At 64.3% G+C, this 23,871-nt stretch carries 21 protein-coding genes and 1 tRNA gene; 8 read left to right on the top strand and 14 right to left on the bottom strand.

The window, feature by feature from the left end; all coding sequences use genetic code 11:
- Positions 1 to 25: 25 nt before the first annotated feature.
- Positions 26 to 1,057, bottom strand: a complete 1,032-nt coding sequence (locus CHB90_RS26180) for an L-idonate 5-dehydrogenase (RefSeq protein ID WP_141135882.1) — start codon at positions 1,055 to 1,057, stop codon at positions 26 to 28.
- A 258-nt stretch (positions 1,058 to 1,315) separates the two neighbouring features.
- Here CHB90_RS26180 and CHB90_RS13785 point away from each other — a divergent pair, with 258 nt between their 5' ends.
- Complete coding sequence (locus CHB90_RS13785; RefSeq protein ID WP_170941065.1) at positions 1,316 to 2,842, top strand: winged helix-turn-helix domain-containing protein; 1,527 nt, start codon at positions 1,316 to 1,318, stop codon at positions 2,840 to 2,842.
- On the opposite strand, the gene CHB90_RS13780 is transcribed toward CHB90_RS13785, so the two are convergent.
- From CHB90_RS13780 to CHB90_RS13770, 3 genes are all read right to left on the bottom strand, one after another.
- Positions 2,839 to 3,027 carry a hypothetical protein gene (locus CHB90_RS13780; RefSeq protein ID WP_089278447.1) on the bottom strand — a complete coding sequence of 63 codons (189 nt, stop codon included), beginning with the start codon at positions 3,025 to 3,027 and terminating at the stop codon, positions 2,839 to 2,841. The genes CHB90_RS13785 and CHB90_RS13780 overlap by 4 nt on opposite strands.
- Before the next feature lie 126 nt (positions 3,028 to 3,153).
- Entirely contained in the window at positions 3,154 to 4,308 is a 1,155-nt protein-coding gene (gene argE / locus CHB90_RS13775; RefSeq protein WP_170941064.1) for an acetylornithine deacetylase, read from the bottom strand.
- 1 nt (position 4,309) lies between these two features.
- Positions 4,310 to 5,494: a M24 family metallopeptidase gene (locus tag CHB90_RS13770; protein ID WP_089278446.1), complete on the bottom strand. Its 1,185-nt coding sequence runs from the start codon at positions 5,492 to 5,494 to the stop codon at positions 4,310 to 4,312.
- Between the two features lie 334 nt (positions 5,495 to 5,828).
- On the opposite strand from CHB90_RS13770, the gene CHB90_RS13765 reads away from it, so the two are divergent.
- The 6 genes from CHB90_RS13765 to CHB90_RS13740 all read left to right on the top strand — a co-directional run bounded on the left by CHB90_RS13765 (position 5,829) and on the right by CHB90_RS13740 (position 12,968).
- Complete coding sequence (locus tag CHB90_RS13765) at positions 5,829 to 7,202, top strand: aspartate aminotransferase family protein (RefSeq protein WP_089278445.1); 1,374 nt, start codon at positions 5,829 to 5,831, stop codon at positions 7,200 to 7,202.
- 160 nt (positions 7,203 to 7,362) lie between these two features.
- Complete coding sequence (locus CHB90_RS13760; protein WP_089278444.1) at positions 7,363 to 8,019, top strand: ABC transporter ATP-binding protein; 657 nt, start codon at positions 7,363 to 7,365, stop codon at positions 8,017 to 8,019.
- Positions 8,016 to 10,412, top strand: coding sequence for an ABC transporter permease (locus CHB90_RS13755; RefSeq protein WP_089278443.1), 2,397 nt, complete (start codon positions 8,016 to 8,018; stop codon positions 10,410 to 10,412). The genes CHB90_RS13760 and CHB90_RS13755 overlap by 4 nt, the downstream gene beginning before the upstream one ends.
- Positions 10,402 to 11,442, top strand: coding sequence for a lipocalin-like domain-containing protein (locus CHB90_RS13750; protein ID WP_089278442.1), 1,041 nt, complete (start codon positions 10,402 to 10,404; stop codon positions 11,440 to 11,442). The genes CHB90_RS13755 and CHB90_RS13750 overlap by 11 nt, the downstream gene beginning before the upstream one ends.
- Before the next feature lie 118 nt (positions 11,443 to 11,560).
- Positions 11,561 to 12,271, top strand: coding sequence for a hypothetical protein (locus CHB90_RS13745; RefSeq protein ID WP_089278441.1), 711 nt, complete (start codon positions 11,561 to 11,563; stop codon positions 12,269 to 12,271).
- A gap of 199 nt (positions 12,272 to 12,470) precedes the next feature.
- Positions 12,471 to 12,968 carry a pseudoazurin gene (locus CHB90_RS13740; RefSeq protein ID WP_212591603.1) on the top strand — a complete coding sequence of 166 codons (498 nt, stop codon included), beginning with the start codon at positions 12,471 to 12,473 and terminating at the stop codon, positions 12,966 to 12,968.
- A gap of 130 nt (positions 12,969 to 13,098) precedes the next feature.
- Here CHB90_RS13740 and CHB90_RS13735 read toward each other — a convergent pair.
- A tRNA-Met gene (locus CHB90_RS13735) sits at positions 13,099 to 13,175 on the bottom strand.
- A gap of 98 nt (positions 13,176 to 13,273) precedes the next feature.
- The gene (locus tag CHB90_RS13730) at positions 13,274 to 14,293 is read right to left on the bottom strand and encodes a helix-turn-helix domain-containing protein (RefSeq protein WP_089278439.1); all 1,020 of its coding nucleotides are present in this window, start codon (positions 14,291 to 14,293) and stop codon (positions 13,274 to 13,276) included.
- Positions 14,294 to 14,428: 135 nt separating this feature from the next.
- Between CHB90_RS13730 and CHB90_RS13725 the strand changes: the two genes are divergently transcribed.
- Entirely contained in the window at positions 14,429 to 15,469 is a 1,041-nt protein-coding gene (locus CHB90_RS13725) for an alpha/beta hydrolase family protein (protein ID WP_089278463.1), read from the top strand.
- A 53-nt stretch (positions 15,470 to 15,522) separates the two neighbouring features.
- On the opposite strand, the gene CHB90_RS13720 is transcribed toward CHB90_RS13725, so the two are convergent.
- The 8 genes from CHB90_RS13720 to CHB90_RS13685 form a co-directional block, all read right to left on the bottom strand.
- A complete protein-coding gene (locus CHB90_RS13720; protein WP_089278438.1) occupies positions 15,523 to 16,836 on the bottom strand; it encodes an ATPase in 1,314 nt (437 codons plus the stop codon).
- A 133-nt stretch (positions 16,837 to 16,969) separates the two neighbouring features.
- Positions 16,970 to 17,476, bottom strand: coding sequence for a prepilin peptidase (locus tag CHB90_RS13715; protein ID WP_089278437.1), 507 nt, complete (start codon positions 17,474 to 17,476; stop codon positions 16,970 to 16,972).
- Positions 17,477 to 17,479: 3 nt separating this feature from the next.
- A complete protein-coding gene (locus CHB90_RS13710; protein WP_089278436.1) occupies positions 17,480 to 18,331 on the bottom strand; it encodes a tetratricopeptide repeat protein in 852 nt (283 codons plus the stop codon).
- Positions 18,332 to 18,417: 86 nt separating this feature from the next.
- The gene (locus CHB90_RS13705; RefSeq protein ID WP_089278435.1) at positions 18,418 to 18,990 is read right to left on the bottom strand and encodes a tetratricopeptide repeat protein; all 573 of its coding nucleotides are present in this window, start codon (positions 18,988 to 18,990) and stop codon (positions 18,418 to 18,420) included.
- A 4-nt stretch (positions 18,991 to 18,994) separates the two neighbouring features.
- On the bottom strand, positions 18,995 to 19,972 hold the full coding sequence (locus CHB90_RS13700) for a type II secretion system F family protein (RefSeq protein ID WP_089278434.1): 978 nt from the start codon (positions 19,970 to 19,972) through the stop codon (positions 18,995 to 18,997).
- Between the two features lie 12 nt (positions 19,973 to 19,984).
- Entirely contained in the window at positions 19,985 to 20,950 is a 966-nt protein-coding gene (locus CHB90_RS13695) for a type II secretion system F family protein (protein WP_089278433.1), read from the bottom strand.
- 5 nt (positions 20,951 to 20,955) lie between these two features.
- Positions 20,956 to 22,395, bottom strand: a complete 1,440-nt coding sequence (locus CHB90_RS13690; protein ID WP_089278432.1) for a TadA family conjugal transfer-associated ATPase — start codon at positions 22,393 to 22,395, stop codon at positions 20,956 to 20,958.
- 14 nt (positions 22,396 to 22,409) lie between these two features.
- The gene (locus tag CHB90_RS13685; protein ID WP_089278431.1) at positions 22,410 to 23,663 is read right to left on the bottom strand and encodes a CpaE/TadZ family protein; all 1,254 of its coding nucleotides are present in this window, start codon (positions 23,661 to 23,663) and stop codon (positions 22,410 to 22,412) included.
- Between the last annotated feature and the right edge of the window lie 208 nt (positions 23,664 to 23,871).

Here is a 23,871-nt window from a genome sequence, read left to right as displayed (position 1 = left end):
GGGCTTGACCCGGGACGCCCAGCTTTCACGAAAACCGGATCTGTGCCTTCATCGCGCGATTGCGATCCGAGGCGATCTTGAAGCCGTCTTCAGCCGCCTCCAATGCCACCTCATGAGTGATCAGCGGCTTCACGTTGATCCGCCCCGTCCGCATCAGGTCCACGGCGGAAAAGAACTCTTCGTGAAAGCGGAAAGAGCCGCGCAGTTGCAGTTCCTTGGCGGTGATCGCCTGCACCGGCAAGGTCATGTCGCCGCCCAGCCCGAGCTGCATGATGACCCCGCCGGGGCGCATCGCGGGGATGGCGGCGATCAGGGCCGGGGCCGCGCCGGAGCATTCGAACAGCACGTCGATTTGGCCCTTGTCGGCGGTGTAAGGGGACAGCCCGTCTGGGGTTGTACCCATGTTGACCACGCGGTCCGCGCCGACCTGTGTGGCCATCTTCAGCGTGAAATCGGTCAGGTCTGTCGCCACGATCTCTGCCGCGCCTGCGGCGCGGGCCACCAGCACGGCCAGCGCGCCGATGGGGCCGCAGCCTGTCACCAGCACCCGTTTGCCCAGCAGATCGCCCGCCCGTTTGGCGGCGTGAAGGACAACCGCGAGGGGTTCTGCCATCGCGGCCTCACCGGCGTTGAGATCATCGGCGGGGGCGCATTGGGCCACGTCGGCGACGAGGTATTCGCGAAAGGCACCCTGAATATGGGGGAAGGGCATGGCGGAGCCGTAAAAGCGCATGTTGAGGCAGTGATTGGGCTGGCCTGCGTGGCAAAAGCGGCAGGCATGGCAGGGGCGAGAGGGAGAGATGGCGACGCGTTGGCCGGGGGTCAGCGAGGCGACGTCCGGGCCGAGCGCCTCGATCTTGCCCGCGACCTCGTGGCCGAGGATCATCGGCTCTTTCAGGCGGACCGTGCCAAAGCCGCCCTGATGATAATAATGCAGGTCAGAGCCGCAGATGCCCCCGGATTCGAGCCGGATCAGGACCTGGCCGGGGCCGGGCGAGGGCATGTCCCTCTCTTCGATCCTGAGGTCATGGGCGCCGTGGGCGACGATGGTTTTCATGTGGGCTCCTCCCGCTGGTCTGGCGGCCATGATGGGGGTGGAACGGGGGCTTGTCGAGAGGGGCGGAAAAAGGGTGTCCACGCGTGGGCAGGCGGGCGGTCACGAAAAATCAAGGGCTTACAGAGACGGATTCACAAAGGCTTAACCTTTGCCACCCACAGCCTGACCCGTCTCAAAGGCTTGCGGGGGCGGGGCCTGTTGACCCATACTGCCGGGATATTTTCCCCGGGGCTGGCCCGGAAAAAGGCGGTTTGTCGGGTGACACTGGAAATTCTTCACGCTCAGCGGATCGTCCTGCTGGATGGCACGGAAATCGCACTGGGCACGCGGGCCTTTGACGTGCTGGCGCATCTGGTCGCCAACGCCGACAGGGTGGTGTCCAAGGCCGAACTGCTGGACGCGGTCTGGGCGGGGCTGATGGTCGAGGAGAGCAACCTGACCGTGCAGATCGCCGGGCTGCGCAAGGCGCTGGGCCGCGCAACAATCAAGACGGTGCCGGGGATCGGCTATCGCTTTGTCGCCACCGCCGCCGCAACTGCCACAGAAGACGCCGGGGACGGGTCCGCACCGCAGGCGGCTGCCTTGCCGGTGCCGGACATCCCGTCGCTGGCGGTGCTGCCCTTTGCCAACCTGACCGGCGCGGTCGAGCGCGACTACCTTGTGGACGGCATCGTCAACGAGGTGATCATGGCGTTGTCGCGGGTGTCGGGCTTTTTCGTGATCTCCAGCACGTCGAGTTTCAACTACAAGGGGCGCAGTATCGACCTGTCGGAGGTCGGGCGCGAACTGGGCGTGCGCTATGTGCTGGAGGGCAGCATCCAGCAGGCGGGCGACCAGATGCGGATTTTCACCCAATTGGTCGAGGCGGAAAGCGGGCATACCCTGTGGCGCGACCGGTTCGACGGGCAGGCCAGCGAGATATTCGAGTTGCAGGACCGTGTGGCGGAACATGTCGCTGCCGCGCTGGAACCGCGGCTGATCTGGGCCGAGGCCACGCGGGCGCAGGCCAAGCCCACCGCCAGCCTTGCCGCCTATGATCTGTGCCTGCGTGCCGCGCCGCTGGTCTACCGGCAGAACACGCTGGACAGCCTGATCGAGGGGCTGGACCTGTTGCGGCAGGCGCTGGCACTGGACCCGGACTACCTTCAGGCCAAGGCACTGATTTGTTACGCCCATACCGGGGCCGTTGCGACGCGCTGGTGGACGTTTGAGCAGGCGCGCGCCGCGCTGCCGCTGGCGCACGAGGTACTGGACGCCAATCCCGAAGACCCGCTGGCGCTGGCCTATTGCGGGCATTACATCGCCTATGTGGGCGGTGAGACGCGGCGCGGGTTGACGGCGTTGCAGCGGGCCAAGGTGCTGAACCCCAATTCCGCCACGGTGGCGATGCTGTTGGGTTGGGTTCACAACTATCTCAGTGAAAACGAGGCGGCGATTGCGGAGCTGCGCCGGGCCCGTCGGATCAGCCCGCTGCATCCGGATATCGGGGTCATTACGGCGGGCATCGGCAATGCGTTGTTCCAGATGGGCAAGATTGACGAAGCGGCGGCGCAGTACGAACAGGCGCTGAGCGAATACCCCGAGTTTGCGACCATTCATCTGGGTCTGATGGGGATCTACTGGGCGCTGGGCCGCAAGGAAGAGTCGGCCCAGATGGCAGAGATCCTGCGCCGCAAGGCACCGGACACGACCGTTGCCAATTTTCGCAAGAACCGGCCACAGGACAGTCCCACCTACATCGAGGCGATAGCCGCCGCGCTGGAGGGCAACGGCTTTCCGCCTTAGCAGAGCAGGCGATCGGCGGCGGCGCGGGCCTCGGCGCGGCGGGCTTGGGCGGCGAGAATGTCTTGGGGTGTTTTGCGCGGGCGGGAGACGGCGCGCACAAGCGCATCGCGGAGGATTGCGGTCAGTCCCGAGAGGAAGGCCGGGGCGGCGGTTGTCGGGCGGGACTGGATCGGGAGGAAGGCCATGATGTGCTCTTTCGTGTGCGTGGATCTGATACCTGATCCTGTCACGAAGGCGCGGGCGCGGTCCTGAAGCGGGAATTAAGAGATGTTAAGCGGCTCCGAAATTCGGGAAAACCTTCGGAAGCGCGATCAGGTCAGATGCCGTTCCAACCCCTTGAGCATGTCCAGACAGGCGGATAGCTGGTCGCGGCTGACGTATTCGTCCGGTTTGTGTGCCTGTTCGATAGAGCCCGGCCCGCAGACGACGCAATCCATCCCCAGCGACTGGAACAGCCCGGCCTCGGTGCCAAAGGCCACCACGTCGGTGCCGTTTGCGCCGGTCAGTTCCGACACGATTTCGGCGATGGCGTTGTGCGGGACCGGGTGCAGGCCCTGGGTTTCGGCGATGACCTCACGGATGATACCGGCCTCAGTGTGGACGGCGCGCATGGCGGGCAGCAGGGTTTGTGCGTAGCGGTCGATTTCGCTCAGGACGTGGTCGGCGTCAGAGCGTTGCACCGGGCGCATTTCCCAGTCGATCTCGGCGTGGTCGGGGATCACGTTATGGGCGTGGCCCGCATGGATGCGGCCAATGTTCAGCGTGGTCCAGGGCGGCGAAAACGGGCTGTCCAAAGGCGCGCGGGTGCGCAGATCCTGTTCCAGTTCCATCAGGCGACCGGCGTAACGCGTGGCGCAGACCGCCGCGTTGACACCATGATCGGGGGCCGATCCGTGGCCCGCGCAGCCGGTGATCCGGGTGGTGTATTCGTAACAGCCCTTGTGGCCGTCGATGACGCGCATCATGGTCGGTTCGCCCAGAATGGCGGTGGCGGGGCGCAACTCGCGGGCGCGCAACTCTTCGACCAGCGCGCGGGCGCCGAAACAGCCCACTTCCTCATCGTAGGTCAGCACGATGTGCACGGGGCGTTTGAGCGGCCATTGCGCGATCTCGGGGGCGAGGGCCAGAACGCAGGCGATGAACCCTTTCATGTCGCAGGCGCCGCGCCCGTACAGACGGCCCTCACGGTCTTCCATGACGAAGGGGTCAGAGGACCAGTCCTGATCCGCGACGGGCACCACGTCGGAATGGCCCGACAGGACCAGCCCGCCGTCGCCCTCTGGCCCGAAGGTGGCAAAGAGGTTGGCCTTGTGCCCGGTTTCGTCCAGCGAGACGTCGCAGTGTGCGCCCAGCCCCTTGAGATAGTTGGACGCCCAGCCGATCAGGTCAAGGTTGCCGTCCGCCGAAACGGTCGGGAAGGCGATCAGCTCGCCCAGCAGGGCCTCGGTCCGGTAGAGCAGTTCCATCTCAGTCCTTTACGAACATCTTGCGGGGCCGATCACAGAGGCATTCGGCAGCGCCGTCCTCCTTGATCAGGATGGATTCGGTGATTTCCAGCCCCCAGTCGTCCATCCACAGGCCCGGCATGAAGTGGAAACACATGCCGGGTTGCAGGACTGTGTCGTCGCTGGTGCGGATCGAGATGGTGCGTTCGCCCCAGTCGGGCGGATAGCTGAGGCCGATGGCATAGCCGCAGCGCCCGGTGCGCTGGATGCCGCCCTTGGCGAGCGCCGCATACAGCGCGCGGGCCACGTCACCGGCGGTGTTGCCAGCGCGGGCGGCCTGCAACCCGTCTTCGAGCCCCTCGACCAGCGCCTTTTCCGCGTCGAGCAGGTATTGCGGCGGTTTGCCAAGGAAGACGGTGCGGCAAAACGGCGTGTGATAGCGGCGGTAGCAGCCTGCGAGTTCAAAGAACGTCGCCTCTCCGGTCTCGAATGGCCGTCCGTCCCATGTGAGATGCGGGGCAGAGGCGTCCACGCCCGAGGGCAGCAGCGGCACGATGGCGGCATAGTCGCCCCAGTGGCCATCCGCGCCGCGCACCGCATCGCCAAGGATTTCTGCCACCAGTTCATTCTTGGGCAGGCCGGGTTCGACCCGGTCTAGTATACCATCGACCATCTTTTCCGAGATCCGCGCGGCGCGGCGCATAAAGGTGATCTCTTCGCCGGATTTGACGGCGCGCAGCCAGTTCACCAGCGCGGTGGCGTCGTGGAATGTGGCGTCCGGCAGTTCTGTCAGCATGGTCTGATGGGCGCGGGCGGAATAATAGTAGTTGTCCATCTCAACACCGATGCGCCCGGTGCCGACGCCGTGGGCGCGCAGGTGGGCGGCGAGATCCTGCATCGGGTGGACCTCTGTCGATTGGACAAAGTCATCGGCGTAGCCCAGCACGCGCTCCGGTTTCATCCAGACGGTGCGAAGCGCGCCGTTGGCGTCCATCGTGCGGCCCCACCACAGCGGCGGCTCACCGGGGATGACGATCACACCCTGGTGGACGTAGAACGACCAGCCGTCATAGCCGGTCAGCCAGGCCATGTTGGACGGATCCTGCACGTAGAGCGCGTCCAGCCCCAGCGTTTCCATGCGCCGTTCGACCAGCGTCATGCGGCGGGCATATTCGGCCATCGTAAACGGGAGATGTGGTGCGGTCATGGGGTTGGTGCCTGTCTGTTCATTCCTCCAGCCCTAGGTGCGGGGGGGCGGGGACTTCAAGAGATTTCGGAGTGGAACAGGTTGAGCTTTTACGCGGCGCAAGATTTTCGTGCAGGGAGATTCCCGGCAGGCAAATGGCGGAAAACGACGCTTTGCCGTCGTCTTGACCACTGGTCGCGGCGTCCGGAATCCGTTACGCAGGCGCTACCCCCTGCAATAAAGGCATTGCGCGCTGCTGCCGGGGGGCGAGGAGCCTCTGGCACCCGATCCGCGCGTGACCCGGGGCCTCCTTTCCAGACAACAGCGGCGCGCTGCCGCGACACAGGAGCCATGGATGAAGACCAATGACCAACTGGCGGAATGGGACCGCGAGAATTTCTTTCACCCCTCGACCCATCTGGCGCAGCACGCACGCGGCGAGACGGCAACCCGTGTGATCAAGACCGGCGAGGGCTGTCACATCACCGACCGGGACGGCACCCGGCTGCTGGATGCCTTTGCCGGGCTGTATTGCGTGAACGTGGGCTACGGTCGCCAAGAGATCGCCGAGGCGATTGCCGAACAGGCGCGTGAGCTGGCCTATTACCATGCCTATGTGGGCCACGGGACAGAGGCGTCAATCACCCTGTCCAAGATGATCCTCGACCGCGCGCCTGCGGGCATGTCCAAGGTCTATTTCGGCCTGTCGGGGTCGGACGCGAATGAGACCAACGTCAAGCTGATCTGGTATTACAACAACATCCTTGGCCGTCCCGAGAAGAAAAAGATCATCTCGCGCTGGCGCGGCTATCACGGCTCTGGTCTGGTGACAGGGTCACTGACGGGGCTGGAGCTGTTCCACAAGAAATTCGACCTGCCGCTGGCGCAGGTGGTCCACACCGAGGCGCCCTATTACTATCGCCGTGATAATCTGGACCAGACGCCAGAGCAGTTCACCGCCCATTGCGTGGCCGAACTGGAGGCGCTGATTGCGCGGGAGGGCGCGGACACCATCGCCGCCTTTATCGGTGAGCCGGTGCTGGGCACGGGCGGGATCGTGCCGCCGCCGCCGGGCTATTGGGCCGCCATTCAGGAGGTGCTGCGCAAGCATGACATCCTGCTGGTCGCCGATGAGGTTGTCACCGGCTTTGGCCGTCTGGGCAGCATGTTCGGGTCCGATCACTATGGCATGACGCCAGATCTGATCACCATCGCCAAGGGGCTGACATCGGCCTATGCGCCCTTGTCCGGGTCCATCGTGGGCGACCGCATGTGGAAGGTGCTGGAGCAGGGCACCGATGAGAACGGCCCCATCGGCCACGGCTGGACCTATTCGGCGCATCCCATCGGGGCGGCGGCGGGGGTGGCCAACCTGCAACTGCTGGACGATCTGAAGCTGATCCAGAACGCCGGGGACGTGGGCGCCTATCTGCAAGGGGCGCTGCGCGACGCGCTGGGCGATCACGCCAATGTCGGTGAGATCCGCGGCGAGGGTCTGATGGCGGCGGTGGAATTTGTCGCTGACCGGGATTCGCGCACCTTCTTTGATGCGGGCGAAAAGGTGGGCGCGCGGGTCTCTGCGGCGCTGCTGTCCAAGGGCGTCATTGCGCGGGCGATGCCGCAGGGCGATATCCTTGGCTTTGCGCCGCCGTTCTGCCTGACCCGCGCCGAGGCGGATGAGGTTGCCGGCAAGGTGGCGCAGGCGGTGACCGAGGTGCTGCCGGGCTGAGCCCCTTTGATTTGACATGACGCGGCCCCGGTCCAGTTGATCGGGGCCGCGTTGCGGTGGCGGGGCGACAAACTGCGGCCTTTGATCCACCCATCTGTTGCGCGGTCTGCGGATTTGCTACCTGCCTGTCAGGTATGGTGCGCCGGACGGAGGACGATGGATGCTGCTGGACGTCAGGAACGTGACCAAAAGCTTTGCCGGGGCGGATGGGCCGGTGCCGGTTCTGGCGGGCGTGGATATGGCGCTGGACCTTGGACAGACGCTGTCGTTGCAGGGGGAATCAGGGTCGGGCAAAAGCACGCTGATGCATATTGTCGGCGCGCTGGACACCGCCGACAGCGGTGAGATCCTGTTTGACGGGCGTGACATTGCCGCGCTGGATGAGGCCGGGCGCGCGGCGCTGCGCCGGTCCGAGGTTGGCGTGATCTTTCAGCAGTTCAACCTGATCCCGTCACTGGATGTGACGGAAAACATCCGCTTTCAGGCGCGGCTAGCGGGGCGGGAAGACCCGGCAGGTGTGGCGCATCTGATCGAGGTCTTGGGCCTTGGCCCCCATGCGCGCAAGTACCCTGAACAACTGTCCGGCGGGCAGCAACAGCGGGTGGCCATCGCGCGGGCGCTGGCGGTGCGGCCCCGGCTGATCCTGGCGGATGAGCCGACCGGAAATCTGGATGAGGCGACGGCGGCAGAGGTTCTGGCGCAGATGCTGGCGCTGGTGGCGGACACCGGCGCGGCGCTGATGGTGGTGACGCATTCGCCTGCGGTGGCGGCGCGGATGGACCGGCAGTTGCATCTGCGCGCCGGGCGGTTGGCATGACGCGCGCCTGCCTACAGGCGTTGTGGTCGCATTGGCGGCGCAACCCCTTGCAGTTGTTCACATTCCTTGCCGGTCTGGCGCTGGCGACGGCGCTGTGGTCCGGCGTGCAGGCCATCAACGCCGAGGCGCGCGCCAGCTATGACGCGGCGGCGACGACGCTGGGGGAGGGGCGGTTTGACCAGGTGTTGCCCAAGGCCGGTGAGGGGTTTGCGCAGGAGGTCTATGTCGATCTGCGCCGCGCCGGGTGGCAAGTGTCGCCGGTGGTCGAAGGCCGCCTGCGGCTGGACGATGGCGCGGTGCGGGTGATCGGTCTGGACCCGCTGACAACACCCGGCGCGCTCAGCCCGGTGGCGGGGACGCGGGACATTGACCTGAGTGGCTTTCTGACGGTGGGCGTGCTGTTTGCCGATGTGGCGACGGCGGCGCGGTTGGCCGATCTGCCGCAAGAGGTGGTGGTGGATGCCTCTGTCGCACCGGACACGGTGCTGACGGATGTGGGCGTGGCGCAGCGGCTGCTGGAGCGGCCCGGAACGCTAAGCCGTCTGATTGTCGCGCCGGAGCAGCCGATGGGCCTGTTGCCGCTGGCCGATGTGGCGCCGGGGCTTATGCGGGTTGCGGCGCAAGGTTCCAGCGATGTGGGGCAGTTGACGGACAGTTTTCACCTGAACCTGACCGCCTTTGGCCTGCTGAGTTTCGCCGTCGGTATCTTCATCGTGCATGGCACCATTGGGCTGGTGTTCGAACAGCGAAGGGGCATGGTGCGGACACTGCGCACGTTGGGGGTGCCGTTGCGGCGGCTGATGGGGCTGATGGCGGCAGAGCTGTTGGCGCTGTCGCTGGTGGCCGGGATGATTGGCGTGGTGCTGGGCTATATCGTGGCGGCGCTGTTGCTGCCGGATGTGGCCGCCACGCTGGAGGGGCTGTACGGCGCGCAGGTGGCGGGCGGGCTGCAACTGCGCCCGGTGTGGTGGCTGTCGGGGCTGGGCATCGCGGTGCTGGGCGCGGGTCTGGCCGGGGCGGGGGCGTTGTGGCGGATCGCGCGGATGCCGATATTGGCCAGCGCGCGGCCCCGTGCATGGGCCATGGTGGCTGGGCGCGGGCGGCAGGTGCAGGGGGCCGTGGCGGTGGTCCTGTTGGCATTGGCGGCGGTGATCGGGGCGCTGGATCTGGGTCTGCTGGCCAGCTTTGTCCTGCTGGGCTGTCTGATGATCGGCGCGGCGCTGGCGCTGCCGCTGATCGTGGGGGCGGTGCTGGCGCTGGGACAGGCGCGGGCGCGCGGTGTGATCTCTGGCTGGTTCTGGGCGGATACGCGACAGCAATTGCCGGGGTTGAGCCTTGCACTGATGGCGCTGCTGCTGGCGATGGCGGCGAATGTGGGGGTCTCGACCATGGTGTCGAGCTTTCGGCTGACCTTTGTCGATTTCCTCGACCAGCGGCTGTTTGCGGATGCCTATGTGCGCGGCATCGACCGCGACCAGATGCCCGGGGTTGAGGCCTATCTGATCGCCCAAGGCTATGACGTCCTGCCGTTGCTGTCGGTCGATACACGGCTGGCGGGGGTGCCGTCCGAACTGATGGGCGCGCGGGTGGGACCGGCCTATGCGCGCAACTGGAGCTTTGTCGATGCGGGGCCGGACGCGTGGGCGCAGGTTGCGGCGGGCGAGGCGGTCATCGCCAATGAGCAGTTGGTGCGCCGCGCTGGGCTATGGCTGGGCGATGCGTTGGATATTGGCGACGGGCTGCGCCTGCCGCTGGTCGGGGTTTACGGCGATTATGGCAACCCGGTTGGGCAGGCGATCGTGGCGGAAACGCTGTTCACATCGTTGTTTCCCGAAGAGGCGCCGCGCCAGTTTGGCGTCCTGGGCGCACCGGCAGAGGATTTGCGCGCCGATCTGGGGGCAGAATTTGGCGTGCCGTCCAGCAGCGTGGTGGATCAGGCGGCGGTGAAGGCCTTTTCGCTGGGGATCTTTGAGCGGACATTTACCGTGACGGCGGCGCTGAATGTGCTGACACTGGCGGTGGCCGGCTTTGCGATCCTGATGAGCCTGCTGACCCTGTCGGCGATCCGCCTGCCGCAGCTTGCCCCGGTCTGGGCGATGGGCCTCACGCGCGGGACACTGGCGCGGATCGACCTGTTGCGCGCGCTGGTGCTGGCGGCGCTGACGGCGGTGCTGGCGCTGCCCTTGGGGCTGGCGCTGGCCTGGGTGTTGCTGGCGGTGGTCAATGTGCAGGCCTTTGGCTGGCGGCTGCCGATGTACCTGTTCCCGCTGGACTATGCGCGGCTGGGGGTGCTGACGCTGGCGGCGGCGGGGCTGGCGGCGCTGTGGCCTGCGTTTCGAATGGCGCGCACGCCGGTGTCGCAACTGCTGGGGGTGTTCGCCAATGAGCGTTAGGTGGGTGTTGATCCTGTTGCTGTGGACGCAAGGCGCGCTGGCGCAGGGGTTTGCCGGGCTGGGGTCCGGGGCGGATGGCTTTGCCGTGCCGCGTCCCGATCCGGTGTTCGACTTTCCCGCCGACCACGGCCCGCACCCGGATTACCGGATCGAATGGTGGTATCTGACCGCCAATCTGGCGGCAGAGGACGGCACGGAGTACGGGCTGCAATGGACGCTGTTCCGGTCGGCGCTGGCCCCCGGGGAGGCACCGGGATGGACCTCGCCCCAGGTTTGGTTTTCCCATGCGGCGGTCACGACGCCGGGCGCGCATCACGTCGCCGAACGGTTTGCGCGGGGCGGGATCGGGCAGGCGGGGGTGACGGCGGAGCCGTTCAACGCGTGGATCGACGACTGGCAAATGGCGGGTGAGACGCTGGACACACTGGACCTGAGCGCCAGCGGCGCGGCGTTTCGCTATGACATGCGGCTGGAGGCCGAGGGGCCTTTGGTGTTTCACGGCGATGGCGGGTTTTCGGTGAAATCCGCCGAGGGGCAGGCGAGTTACTACTATTCGCAACCCTTCTACCGGATTGAGGGCACGCTGGACCTGCCAGAGGGGCCGGTTGCGGTCAGCGGGTCGGCGTGGCTGGACCGGGAATGGTCGTCACAGCCCCTGGCAGAGACGCAATCCGGCTGGGACTGGTTCTCTCTGTCGCTGGATGGGGGGGCCAAGCTGATGGGCTTTCTACTGCGTCAGACCGATGGCAGCAGCTACAGTTCGGCCACATGGATCGGCCCGGACGGTGCCACGCAGGCCTATGGCGACGGCGCGTTTGCGGCCAAACCGTTGGAGGTGGCAGAGGTGGCAGGGCGGCAGATCCCGGTGCGCTGGGCGGTGTCGCTGCCCGACAAAGGGGTCGCGGTGACGGTTGAGGCGATGAACCGGGACGCATGGATGGACCTGTCGATCCCCTACTGGGAGGGGCCGGTGCGCGTCAGCGGCAGCCATGCGGGACGCGGCTATCTGGAAATGACGGGATACGAATGACAGGGCGGGCAAGACCCCCCTGTTGCGCGGAGCCTGCGGTGCGGGGCGTGGCGCTGTCGCGGTTTGTCTTGGGGGAAAAGCAGGCTAGACCCCTTGGAACAACCGGAGAAGGACCGTTGTGATCGGACTGGGTCATACCTGCAAGAAACTAGTGCGCGCTGCGGTCCTTGGGGCGGCGGCCTTTTGCGGTGCCGGCCTGTCAGCGGGTGCGGCAGAGCAGATCGAGGTGATCGTGGATCGCGGGACGCGCGGGATCGAGATCTTCCTGGGAATGCCGGCCCGCACTGCCATCACCCGTTTCGGGCTGAACGCCGAGTTTCTGACCGGGCCGGGCGGCGCGGTGGATTTCGCGGATTTCAGCGGCGGCACCTGGGACATTGGCGACCATCTTCTGGCCGGTGTCGATGTTCGGATCGGCAAGGCGGAGGCCGGGTTCGAGGCGACATCTCTCATGGTGCATCTCAAGGACCAGCGCCTGCCGTTCCTGACGCCGATCGACGGGCTGACCGCAATATCGGTCTGCGGGGTGGCACAGCCCGCGATCCCCCCGACGCTGGACGACCTGTATCTGTATGCGGGTTTTGTCGCCTATCCGCCGGATGCGCTGGCGCCGTTGCGATTCACCTTGCCGCAAGCGCCGGGCGAGGCCCTGTCGGTGACGCTCCGCGAATACGGGCCGGGACATGCGGGAACACCCCGGCGTTTGCAACTGGCCCCGGGGGAGCCTTTGATCCTGGGGACGCAAGGCCGGTCGTTTTTCGGGGTTGCGATCCTGGCGGTTGTTGCACTGATTGCGGTGGTGGCGTTGCGCGGTTTCCGCCGGGTCTGATCTGAGCGGACTTGGCGACACCTGCGACAAAGCGACGTGTTTGGGGCATGGTTAGCGCTAAACCGCGACTAAATGCCAAGGGATGAGGGCGTTTGCAGACCCGTGTCGCGCTGGACAAGCCGCCGTCAAATACCGCACCTTGGCGGCATCGCGCCCCGGCCTAGATAACGACCGGACAGCAAACCCGATGGAGGAAATCTTGACACAATTCATCACCCGCCGCACCGCCCTGCTTTCGGCGGCCGCGACAGCATCGCTTGCCCTGAGCTTGCCCGCCCGCGTTCTGGCGGCCACCACGCATGACGTCCAGATGCTGAACAAGCACCCCGAGGACCGCAAGCTGCGCCAGGTGTTTTTCCCGCGCATCATCGTGGTCGAGCCGGGCGATACGGTCAAATTTCTGGCGACCGACAAGGGCCACAATGCCCAGTCGTCCGATGGCATGGCCCCGGACGGCGCCGCCGAATTCAAAGGCAAGATCAACGAAGAGATCGACGTCACCTTTGAGACACCGGGCTTTTACGGCTACCAGTGCCAGCCGCACTACGCCATCGGCATGGTCGGCCTTGTCGTCGTCAAGGGCGAGGGCATGATGGACAACCTGGAGGCCGCCAAAGGCGTCAAGCACCGCGGTAAGGCCAAGGCCGTCTGGGGTGACATCTGGGCCGAAGTGGACGGCATGGAGTTGTCCGCCTGAACGGGCGACACGCAATCGTAGACGACGAAAGGGGGGGCGGCGACGCCTCCCTTTTTTGTGGCGACTGCCAAGAAGACAAAGGCGCTTTTGCGGCCCGTGGCGTCTGCTGTGTGTCCAGGAAAGGGATGACTGGTGGCGTGGGGGGGACTCGAACCCCCGACCTAACGATTATGAGTCGTTCGCTCTAACCAACTGAGCTACCGCGCCATTCAGTGGGTGGTCGGATACGAAAGGCGCGGGCTGGCGTCAAGCCGTATTTCGCCAAAACACGCAGGCAATGCGCCGGTCAAGCGAGATGGGGGCCGTTACATGGCGTCGGCGGCTGTATCCCGCCATGCTGAGGGCGACTGGCCCGTCACGCGCAGGAACTCACGGTTGAAATTGGACTTGGTGTTGAAGCCGCACGCGTAGATCGCCTCTGTGACGGGCACGCCGTTCCGGAGTAGGGCGCAGGCATGGCGAATCCGAAAGCTGTTGACGTGGCGCGACACGTTTTCGCCGGTCTGGCGGTTGATCACGGTCGACAGTTGCTTGGCCGGGACGCGTAGCCGCCGCGCGATGCGGGCCAATGTCAGGTCGGGTTCCAGAAACAGGCGTTCGGTCTGCATCAAACGTTCGAGGCGGGTCAGCAGGTCGGCATCGCTGGTATCCTCGGCCCGATCTTCGGCTCGGTCCTTGGGCGGTGCGGGCGACGAGGGGTCGGTTTCGGGCGGGGCCATGCCGTCGCGGGTCAGGGCCAACACCGCGACCATCACCAGCGAGACGGACGACACCAAGCTGACCACCAGCCCGTGCACCTCTGGCCGCCCGGTCATGAAGGCCAGCGCAATGACCAGATCGCCGACCGCTGACAGCAGCAAGGCGGCGGCCAGAGCCTGCCAAGTGCGGGCGGGCCAGGGGCCGGCGTCCAGTCGGGCGCGGGGCAGCGGATTGGCGGGCCGCAACGCCCAGAGGATGGCCGCGCCGTAGCCGACAAACAGGGCTGGGACGGCAAGGTCCAGCGACGCCGGGGCCGCGATCAGGCAGAACAGGCCAAAGGCGGGAGCCAGCGCATGGGGGGCGGCCCGGGACAGTGTCACGGGTTCAAACAGCGCGGCGCGAAAGGTGAGCCACGCCACCGGCGGCAAGGCACAGGCGACCAGCGGCAGGGCCGGCATCAGCCAGCGCAGGCCATAGTAATGCACCAGCGAAATCGCAAAGCTCTGCCAGGCGCAAAGCGCCAGCAAGGCGATCACCTCACGCCCAGTGCCGCCGTGGCGCAGCGCATGCACCAGCAGGAACAGGATCAGCAGGGCAAAGATCAGCGGCAGCGGCAGGGCAATCATGTCAGGCACCGGATGGTCAGACGTTCGAGGACGTCCTTAAACCCGTTCCGCATGTCCGAAAACCGGTTTCAGGACGCGTTTGGCCGGGGACGCGCGCAGGTTGGCGACAGTGAAACCCAATACCGGAGTGACCCGATGAAACACCTGCTGACCCCCGCGCTGATCGTTCTTGGTGGCCTTGCCCAGGCGCAACCCATGCTGCCCGGCTTTGACCGGATGGATGTCTCGTCCACGCACCGTGCGCGCCCGCTGGATGCCAGTTTCTACTATCCTGCCGACAATCGCACCTACATGACCGTCATTGGCGACAACCCGATCTTTGACGGGGTGCGCGTCTACATGGGGCCGCGCTTTGCCAAGGGGGCGCATCCGCTGGTGCTGTTCTCTCATGGCTCTGGCGGCAGTACGGACGGCATGGCCTGGCTGATGGCCGGTCTGGCAGAGCGCGGCGCCATCGTGCTGGCGGTGAACCACCCCGGCAGCACCAGCGGCGACAGTTCCCCGCGCCGCTCTGTGCGGCTGGATGAACGGGCGCAGGATCTGAGCGCCGCCTTGGACCGTTTCCTGGCAGAGCCAGAGTTCGCCGGGGCCGTGGACCCGGACCGGATCTATACGCTGGGCTTTTCGCTGGGTGGGGCGACGGCACTGGGCCTTGCGGGGTTGCGGTTTGATGCCGGGGCCTATGCGCCCTATTGCCAGGACGGGGGCAACGACGGGGCCAAAGACGGGGCCAACCGCGCCGATTGCGTGTTTTTCGACAAGGGGGGCGTGGATTTCGGCAATCTGCCCGCAGGATTTTCCGCCGACATGCGGGATGTGCGGGTGACGGGGGCAATGGCGATTGACCCGGCCTTTACCTTTGTTGCGACACAGGACAGCGTGGCCGCGTTGGACATGCCGACGCTGTTGATCAACCTTGGCAAGGAACACCGGCTGGGGGCATCCGACATGGGACCGCAGGGCAGCGGTTTTGCCGCGCGTCTGCCGCAGGCGCAGTACGCCGAGATTGCCCCGGCGATCCACTTTACCGCGCTGCCAGAGTGCAAACCCAGAGCCGCCGAAGTGCTGGAAGAAGAGCAGGACGACCCGATCTGCACCGATCCCGAGGGCACCGACCGCAAAGCCGTCCATGAGCAGATGCTGGACCAGATCGCGGGGTTCATGGGGCTGGACTGACGGGCGAGGGCAGACCTGTCAGGCGGGGGCTGCGCGACGGCGCAGCCCATACGTCATTTGACGATATGTTCATCCTTGACGAACATGTTGTCCCAGGCGCGGTCGATCAGCTCTGGCGTCATCTTGTAGGGGATGCCCTCAAAGTCGCAGACAGAGATCATCTGGTCGATGAGAAAGATCGGCTGATAGTTGGCGTAGATATTCTTGATCGTCGGATACTTGTTGCGCAGCAGGTGGACGAGGCTGGCCTCATCCAGTTGCATCTTTTTCTTGCGTGCCACGAGGCTGAAGATCTTGAGGAAGTCCTGCTGGTGCGGCCCGTCGATCTTGATCTTGAAAAAGATCCGGCGCAGGGCGGCCTGGTCGAAGATCTCATTCGGGTGAAAGTTGGTGGAAAAGATCACCAGAGTGTCAAAGGGCACCTCGAACTTTTCACCCGATTGCAGGGCAAGGATGTCCTTGGATTCCTCCAGTGGCACAATCCAGCGGTTGACCAGCTTTTGCGGCGGTTCGGCCTGTCGGCCAAGGTCATCGACGATAAAGATGCCGCCGGTGGATTTCAGTTGCAGCGGTGCCTGATAGGTGCGCGCCGTGGGGTTGTAGACGAGGTCGAGCATGTTCAGCGACAGTTCACCCCCGGTGATGATCGTGGGCCGCTGGCACAGCACATAGCGGCGGTCGAACCGGGCGGTGCGGCGCAGGGAATTGGGGTTTTCATCGTCGCCTTCGGCCTTGGAATGCACGATCGGGTCATAAACGGTGATGACCTGACCAGAGTATTCGATGGCGCGCGGGACATAGATCCGGTCGCCCATGGCGTCGCGAATCCCGTTCGAGATCGAGGATTTGCCGTTGCCCGGCGGGCCATACATCAGGATCGAGCGGCCCGAGGACACCGCAGGCCCAAGGTTCGAGATCAGATCATCGGGCAGCACGAGATGGCCCATGGCCCCCGTCAACTGGTCACGGGTGATCTGGATATTGCGGATCGATTGGCGTTTGACCTGTTCGGCGTAGACAGCCAGCGGGACGGGCATCGGGCCAAAGTATTCCGACTGCGCCAACGCATCCAGCGCCCGCGCCTTGCCGGTATCGGTCAACTGATAGGGCATCTCGGACGACACCTCGCCGGAGGGGCCCATGGTGCCCATGGCCTCCATCAACCCCTGTCCGCGGCACATGTCGATCAGTTCCTGGGTCACCGGGACGGGCAGGCAGACCGTCCGGGCCAGATCTGTCACCACGTTGGTGTTCTTGCGGAACATCGTCTTGAGGATGATGTCGCGCATCATCACCAGCGGAAGCTGCATCTCTTCGATGCGCTTGGGTAGCGGCGGGGCCATGACGGCGCCGGTCTCCATGTTCATGTCGGATCTGCCCTCAACTGCGTTGCATCAACACTGCCGCCGGATTGTGGCGGCAGGGGGGCAGAGGTGAGGAAACACGCGGACCGATGGCCCTGCGGGTGGCCAAGGCGCGCGGTGCGGCCTTGGCTGGGGGTCAGGGGATTGCGGGCTGACCGTAGAACAGACCCAGTCCGAGGTAGATCGCCAGCGTTCCACCCAGGGCCAGACCCATCGGGAATTTGGAGCCTGCCTCCCAGCTGTGCCAGTCCGGGGCCAGCTGTCGCAGGGGGGATCTCTTGGCCAGCCGGTGCGCCACGAAGGCCGCCAACAGATTGGCCGCGAATAGCGCCATGAGAAAGCGCAGATCGGCAAGGTGGATAAAGGGCGCGGCGGCGGCGGCGAATTTGGCGTCGCCCGCGCCCATGGCCCCGCCGGCGTTCAGCGCAATTCCCGCCACCAGAACGACCACCAGGTGCAGGTAGCGCCACAGGTAGGCCTCCAGCGGCAGCGCGATCACACCAACAAACAGATAAACGATAAACAGCGCCACAACCGCATGGTTGGGGATGCGCATACCCTTCATGTCGGTGTAGCAAATATAGATGCAGATCGGCAGCGCGAAGGGCAGGAACCACGCCGCCGCAAGAACGCTCTGGGACACGGGTCAGACCTCTTCGAGGGCGGCCAGCGCGCGGGCGGCGGCGTCAAAGTGCTGCGGATGGGTTTCCAGTGCCTCGCGCAGCAGCGCCTTGCCGGTCTTGACGTCGCCGCTTTTGATGGCCGCCAGACCAAGGGTGTGCAGCAGTTCGGCGCGTTCCACCTGAGTCATCGGGATCACGGGCAGTTCGTATTTGCCCTGCGCGCCGCGCGCCATCACCAGGTTGTTCTTGGCGGTGAACAGCTTTTCATCGTGGCGGATCGCCTCGACAAACAGCTTTTCGGCGGCGGGCAGGTCACCGCGCGCCAGTTTGGAATAGCCCCAGTTGTTCAGGACAGAGGCGGGTTTGGTCGTCAGGCCAACCGCCACCTCATAGAAACTGTCGGCCTTTTTCCACTCTTCGTTGCCGTCGGCGATCATCGCCTCCAGCCGGTAGCGTTTGAAGGTTTCAAAGGTTGGCGGGATGGCGTCCAGCACCTTTTCGGCCTGATCCCAGTCGCCCGCGCGGATCAACGTGTCCGCCAGTTGCACCTTGTCACCGTCGTTGCTGTCGGCGTGGTCGACCACTTTGGCCCAGGCCACCTTGGCCTCTGGGATGCGTTTTGCCCGCACCAGTGAGATGGACAGCCCGCGCAAGACGTCGATCCGGTCGGGGTTTTCCGATGCGGTGCGCTGGAAATAGGCGACGGCCTCATTCGGGTCGCCCACGGTCAGCATGACCTCGTTCAGATCGCTTTCGTCGACGACGTTCACGCCCTGGAACTTGCGGTCCATCTCGGCGCTGTCGATGCCTTTTTCACAGGCCGAAAGCGCGACCACGCCGGCCGCGCAAATAGAAACGAGTATGGGATGGCGCATGTTGCCTGCGTCCTTGTGCTGCTCTGCCTCTGTCCCGCCTTTTTGGCGGTTGTTTTTGTGCCCTGATGTTACAGGGCGGGTGATCGTCAGCTGCCGGTGTGGCGGATGAGATAATCTCCGTGCCCGCGGCGAACGATCTTGTATTCTTGCTCTAACTCCGGACCATAAACGGAATTTTCCATTTTTGCGAGCGCCAAGCGCAGATTGTCGCGAATTGAGTCACTTTGGCCATTGTCCAGCGCATAGGCGCGGCGAAAGACCTCTGACGCCTCTGCCGTCTCGCCCTTTTCGATCAGCACGATGCCCAGATTGTTCCACGCCTCTGCCCATTCCGGTTCGGCCTTGACGGCGCGGCGCAGCAGCGGTTCGGACTGGTGCAACCGCCCCAGCCCGAGGTTCGCGGACCCCAGCGCCATCAGAACCTCGCCGTTGAGACCCTGATCCGCCGCGGCGCGCGTAAACGCCTCCAGCGCCAGTTCGTATTGCCCCGCCGCCATCAGCCGATGGCCGACGGTCAGCCCGTCGACCGCATCGCCGCCCGGATCAAGACCCGGCGCATAGGGCGAGGCGTCCGGGTCAGGCCCAACCGCAGAAGGGCCGCCTGCGGTGCAGGCGGCCAGATGAGTCAGGATCAGTATGGCCCAAAGAGCCTGTTTCATTCGGTCATTGACCCACAGCAAGCGAACCCATTTGCGTGATGCCAACCGCGGACGGGCCCACGAGGATGATCAACAGCGGCGGCACTGTCAGCATCATAGTGACCAGCGTCATCTTTGTCGGCAGTTTGTTGGCCGCTTCTTCGGCACGCATGACTCTTTTGTCACGCATTTCATCCGAGTAGACGCGCAAGGCGTCGGAAATCGAGGTGCCGAAGGAGGTCGCCTGGTTCAACACGGTCACAAAGGACGAAATGTCGGGCAGGCCACAGCGATCGGACATGTCGTTGAGAACCTGGTTCCTGTCCTTACCCGCCTTCATTTCGTGACTGATGATCTCGTATTCGTCGGCGAGATCGGGAAACGAGGTCCGCAGTTCCTTGGCCACGCGCACGATGGATTGATCCATCGACTGCCCGGCCTCGACGCAGACCAGCATCATGTCGAGACTGTCGGGAAACCCCTGCTGGATCTGTTCCTGACGTTTGCCGACCCGTTTGTTGACCCAGTATTTCGGACCCATATACCCAAGGCCGCCGGGGCCGAGGATATACATGATCTTGTTCTGCATGGTCGCCGTTTCGGGATCGACGAACATCAGGTAGTAGAAGACCCCAGCACAGAGCAGGGCGATCCCCAGCGCGAATTGCGCAAAGTAGTAGATCTGCACCGCGTCCTTGGACCGATACCCCGCCTGCATCAGCTTTGTGCGGATCTCGGACAGTTCCTTGGCGTCCTGCGGTTCCAGGAATTGGGCATATTTGTTGAGTTTGTCGTTCTTGCTTTTCTCGCGCAGGACAGCGCGCGTTTCTGCATCCATCCGCCGCTGACCGCTTTCCTTCAGCTTGTCCAGCGGATCGGGCTTGGAATTGAGGAAAATCGGGATGGTGGCGACGATCAGCAGCGCGGCCAGCCCGGCGACGACGATCAGCGGCCCGGCCGGGCCCAGCAGATCGGTGATCGCAGTATTGAGACTATCGAACATTGGCAGCGTTCCTCAGACCTTGATGTTCACCAGCCAGCGCATGACAAGCATGTTGGCGACCAGCATGATACCCACGATAAAGCAGGCGGGAATGAACCAGGGGTGGTCCAGAACCTCGTCGTAGTAGTCCGGTTTGGCGACCTGGATGAAGATCAACGCCCCGATGGGAAAGCCCGACAGGAACTTGCCCGACCATTGCGCCTCGGCGGTGATGGCCTTGACCCGGCGGAACAGGCGGAACCGCGCGCGGATCACCTTGGACAGGCCTTCGAGGATTTCGGCAAGGTTGCCGCCCGCCTGCTGCTGGATCGCCACGGCGACGGCCAGAAAGCGCAGATCCTGCATGTCCAACCGTTCGGCCATGTGTTTGAGCGCCTCGCCCACGTCGCGGCCATAGGTCGATTCGTCCGCGATGATGCCAAATTCGGTGGCTAGCGGGTCTTTGAGTTCCTTGGCGACGATGGAAATGGCCGAGGAAAACGGATGGCCGACGCGCAAGCTGCGGACCATCAGTTCCACTGCGTCGGGCAGCTGTTCCTCGATCATGCCAAGGCGTTTCTTGGCGCGGTGGTTGACCCAGAAATAGACGCCACCCACGCCCATGAAAACGGACATGACCGCGCGCACGGCCACGCCGGCCTCTGTGCCGACGCTCAGACCGACAAAGGCAAAGACCGAGGCCGCCGCCATCACCATGATCAACTGTTGTGGCGTAAAGGCGAGCGCCGCTTTTTGAGCCTGGCTTGCCAGCATCGAATAGATGGGCAGCGAGCGGCTTTGCATGTGCTGGTCCATCTCCTTGCGGAGCTTGGCCAGAACGTCCTCTCGGCGTTCGCCCTTGTCGAGCATCTCAAGGCGGCGGTTGACCCGGCTGGTCAGGCTGATCGACTTGCCGAAGGCGACAAGATAGACGCCGTTGACCAGGATCAGGACCCCTAGAAAGATCCCTCCGTAAATGATCGGTTCTGCGCTGAGCATCTGCCTTACTCCGGTCTGAAGGGTTCGTAGATCGAGGCCGGAACATCATAGCCCCACATGCGGAAGCGTTCCGCATAGGCGCTGCGCACGCCGGTGGCGGTGAAATGGCCCAGGATCTTGTTGTCCGGGGTCAGGCCGACGCGCTGAAAGCGGAACAGTTCCTGCATGGAAATCACGTCGCCCTCCATGCCGGTGATCTCGGTGATAGAAGTCATCCGGCGTGAGCCGTCCTGAAGGCGGCTGGCTTGCACGATCAGGTTCACAGCCGAAGAGATCTGGCTGCGCATCGCCTTGAGCGGCATTTCGATGCCCGCCATGGCGATCATGTTTTCCAGACGCGCGACACCGTCGCGGGCGCTGTTGGCGTGGATCGTGGTCATGGAACCGTCGTGGCCGGTGTTCATGGCCTGCAACATGTCGATGACTTCCTCGCCGCGCGTCTCGCCGACAATGATCCGGTCGGGACGCATCCGCAGGGCGTTCTTCAGGCAATCGCGCGGGGTGACAGCGCCTTTGCCCTCCACGTTGGGCGGGCGGCTTTCCATCCGGCCCACATGGGACTGTTGCAGCTGAAGTTCGGCGGTGTCTTCGATGGTCAGGATGCGTTCGGCATCGTCGATGAACGATGACAACGCGTTGAGCGTGGTGGTTTTGCCCGAACCTGTACCGCCCGAGACGATGATGTTCAGGCGCGTGGCGACAGCGGCCTGAAGGTAGACGGCCATTTCCTCTGTAAAAGCGCCGAAATTCACCAGGTCGTCGATGCCCAACTTGTCCTTCTTGAACTTACGAATGGAGACAAGAGAGCCGTCGATGGCGACAGGCGGGACCATGGCGTTGAAACGCGATCCGTCCTGGAGACGCGCATCGACATAGGGATTCGATTCATCGACGCGGCGACCGACGGCAGAGACAATCTTGTCGATGATTCGCATCAGGTGGCGTTCGTCCTTGAACGTCACATCCGACAGGGTCAGCTTGCCGTTTTGTTCGATAAAGATCTGGTGCGGGCCATTGACCAGAATATCCGAGATATTCTCATCCTTGAGCAGCGGTTCCAGCGGGCCAAGGCCCTTAACCTCATCATAAAGGTCGGTCATCATGGCGCGCCGCTCATCACGGTTCAGCACAACGCCTTTGTCTTGCAGCGTTTCCTGCGCGATGGAACTGATCTCTTCGCGTAGATCACCCTCTGATGCCTTGTCCAGCGCGGCAAGGTTGAGGTTTTCCAACAGGGCGCGGTGCAGCTCCAGCTTGATTTCGCCCAGCCGCTCCTTGCGCTTTTTCTCCTTGTCGACAGGCCCGGCCTGGGCGGCGGTGCTGGGCACCACCTTGCGTCGCGACGCGGTAGGTTTGGCGGCTGTGGCCGCCGGGGCCGGGGCAGGGGCCGCGGCCTTGACAGGTGTCGCGTCTGGCGCGGCAGGTTTTTTATAGCGCGAAAACATCACGGTCCTCGTATTCAGGCGGCCTCGGCATCACTGGCGCCGATGGCATTAAGCTGTTGTGCAAGCTTGACGATCTCGCGGCGGAGCGGGTTCTTGGCGGCATGGTTGGCCAGCGGCATACCGTGGTCGCAGGCCTGCATCACGGTGCGGCCACCGTCCGGCAGTTGCACATCCAGGGCGATGGCCAGACTGTCGGCCAGACGTTTGACCCTGCTTTTGCCCTGAAGATCGGTGAATTTCGGCGCGCGGTTGAGCGCAAACCGGATCTTTTCGAACGGCAGGTCTTCGGATTGCAGCGCGCGTTTCAGGCGCAACGTGTTTTGCGCCGACCGCATGTCGAGTTCGATCAGGGCGAAATACAGCTGCGATTCCGTCAGGACGGTTTCGGTCCACTGCACCAGCGTCGAAGGCATGTCGACAATGACATAGTCGAAATGCTCCCGCGTGATGTTGAGAAGTTTCTTGATTTCGGGGGGGCCGATGATGTCCAGCGGCAGGATGTCGGTGGGTGCGGTAAAGACCTGCAACCTGTCCTCGAAGCTGACGAGCGCCTGAGCGAAGGCGTCGCCGTCCATCGATTCGATGTCCGACAAGGTTTCAAAGACCGCCTCGCGGCGCGGCAGGTCGAGATAGGTGGCGACCGATCCGAATTGCAGGCCGAGGTCGATCAGGCAAACCTTGGGCTGTTTGTCCTTGCCGCCGATGGCCAGCTCATAGGCCAGGTTCACCGCCAGCGTGGTGGCGCCGACGCCGCCGGCCAATCCGTGTACCCCGATCAGCACACCGTCGCCGCCGCCTGAAAGCTTGACCGCCTCAGAGCCGGCACCAGCGGCAGGTGCGGCAGCGACAGCCGCAGGGGCGGGTTTGCGCAGACGTTCCAGCGCACCGGCAAGTTCGCCCTCAGGCAGGGGGTAGGGCACAAATTCATCCGCCCCGTCCCGCAACAGATGGTGCAGTGAGGCAGGGGTGACGTCCTCTGCGATCAGGATCACCTTGACGCCGTTTTCCTTGGCCGCGCGGATCACGCTGGTCAGCATCGGCAGGTCGGGTTCGTCAATGGCGTCGATGGCCATGGCGACAAACTCCAGCGACCGGGCATCCGGCTGGCGCAAAAAGGCGGCGGCCTCGTCAAAGCCCAGGTCGCCCCAGCCTTCTCCCAGCAGGGCTTCCATGTCGTCGATGAGCAGGTCGAAGTTCTGGACATCGCGGCTGATCGTGCAGGCCACGATCGGCGCTGGCTCCATTTGCTGTGATGTCGCGTTCGTCATGCCTGTCGTCCTCTAGGTTTGCCGGATCGGATGGACGTGGTGTCGTGGTGTCCCCCGGTCCCGCGGTGCGCGACTCGGGTCGCGGCACGCACTGGTTCTCCAAGGGGACATTCCCCCACAAACGAGGCAACATTTGGGCCAAAAAACCGAAATTGTGCGGTGAACGGGGACCGAAGCAGGGTCCGGGGGCGCAATCGTGCTGGTCTGG

Source organism: Antarctobacter heliothermus (genome assembly GCF_900188425.1).
GTDB classification, from domain to species: Bacteria; Pseudomonadota; Alphaproteobacteria; order Rhodobacterales; family Rhodobacteraceae; genus Antarctobacter; species Antarctobacter heliothermus.
The sequence above is the reverse complement of the archived record's forward strand: the minus strand, read 5'-3'. Positions and strand labels throughout refer to the sequence as shown.